This window comes from Micromonospora qiuiae (assembly GCF_016863555.1).
GTDB lineage: Bacteria > Actinomycetota > Actinomycetes > Mycobacteriales > Micromonosporaceae > Micromonospora > Micromonospora qiuiae.
Genome location: NZ_BOPC01000178.1, coordinates 1 through 1445, shown reverse-complemented (window position 1 = coordinate 1445; position 1445 = coordinate 1). Strand labels below are relative to the sequence as shown.

General features: G+C 68.9%; 2 protein-coding genes and 1 pseudogene. 2 read left to right on the top strand and 1 reads right to left on the bottom strand.

The annotated features are described in order from the left end of the window. Nucleotides 1-547, top strand: a 547-nt coding sequence (locus Vqi01_RS30270; protein ID WP_443673881.1) for an LppU/SCO3897 family protein, incomplete at its 5' end; no start/stop codon positions are given. 187 nt (nucleotides 548-734) lie between these two features. Here the strand turns inward: Vqi01_RS30270 and Vqi01_RS30265 are convergent. Beyond that, nucleotides 735-923, bottom strand: a complete 189-nt coding sequence (locus Vqi01_RS30265) for a DNA-binding protein (protein ID WP_204038547.1) — start codon at nucleotides 921-923, stop codon at nucleotides 735-737. 270 nt (nucleotides 924-1193) lie between these two features. Here Vqi01_RS30265 and Vqi01_RS30260 point away from each other — a divergent pair. Then, nucleotides 1194-1445: pseudogene (locus tag Vqi01_RS30260) on the top strand (hypothetical protein); the annotation flags it as partial.

The following is a 1445-nucleotide window of genomic DNA, read 5'->3' as shown; positions in this document are numbered from 1 at the left end:
CGGAGATCCCTTCGGCGGCCCGGGTGCCGGCTCCTTCGGCGGCCAGCCCGAGCATCCTGGGGCCTACGGCTCGGCCGGGCGGCCTGAGCCGGCCGACCACACCTCGGCCTTCACGCCGCAGCAGTCCGGGACGCCGTGGAGTCCGAGTTCGCCCGCGACCGAGCCGGAGCAGGGCCGATTCGACGCCTTCAAGCCGGTCGCCGAGCCGGCCCCGGACGCTCCGGCACCGAAGGTACGCAACGGCCGGGTGCTCGCCGCGGTGCTGGTGGCCGCAGTGCTCATCCTCGCCATCCCGCTCGGCCTGCTGCTTCTGCTCGGCAAGGTCGGCGGCTCCGACGAGGCCGGCACCTTCAACCCGGCCGTCGGCTCCTGCGTCAAGCGCTCCGGCGACAGCGCAGTGGTCGCCGAGTGCGGCGAGCCGGAGACGTTCACCGTGGTGTCGAAGGTCGACTCGAAGGACAAGTGCCCGGACCCCTCCCTGCCGGTCGTGGAACTTCGCGGCAACGTAGCCGAGCCGGTGCTCTGCCTCAAGGACGCCACCGGCTGATCCGCAAAGGCTCACGGCGGGTTCACGGTTGTCCGTGAACCCGCCGTTTTCTATGCAGACCGGGCAGTAAACAAGGACGGGGGCCCAGGTCAGGTGCGCGGTGCCGGTGATGGTGGGCGACACGGGTTGCGGGTAGGTCGGGGTATCCCGGGCCGGTTGAGACCGTGAGCGGCACGTCCCTCGTCGGTTACTCGCCCTCACTGTCTGCGAGTTCGCGGCGATGCTCGGTAATCCACCGCTCGATGTCTTCCGCGAGCCACACGCGGCCCTGTTCCAGCTCAGCGACCGGCTCTGGGAAGGACCGACGCATGGTCAGTTCGTAGACACGCTGCCGACTGATGCCGCCAAGCCGCACGCGGATCTCGTGCGTGCCCATCAGTCGAAGCTTTGTCACGGTCTCACGCTAGGCACACGGGTACCAGTCGCGCATCAAGCCCGACGCGTGACTACCTGTCGATAGTACTTGACATGCGACCGGAGGAAATGACTCTGAACTCATGCCCGGTCAACGCAGAGCAGCACCTGTCCCTTCAACTCATCCCCGCCCCGCGAATGCCGTCCCGTCTCCCGCTGGGCGATCCCTCCGACCGATCAGCCCAATCTGCCGGGCTGGACAAGCAAACCCGAACGACGCCAGGGGTAGGCCATGACTGACAACCGATCGTCACGGTGGGAGCGGCGGGTCGAACGGGCCGCTGGGTTTCAGGAGGAGCTGTCCGCCGTACTGGATGGGGCTGACGTGTCCGAGCGGCAGCGGGCCGCGATCGCCCACGCGTTGACCAGGCCGAGCGCCCTCTCGTCGTACGTCGTTGGTCGACCGGTACACGACGGAGCGCGAGCGGCGGTCGGGCGACCAGCCTCCCACCAACGCGGGCCGGTTTCCCCGCCGCTGGACGCC

What these genes read in the sequence shown, in the direction of transcription:
- Vqi01_RS30265 (WP_204038547.1), bottom strand. Translation starts at nt 923, where the DNA reads ATGGGCACGCACGAGATCCGCGTGCGGCTTGGCGGCATCAGTCGGCAG.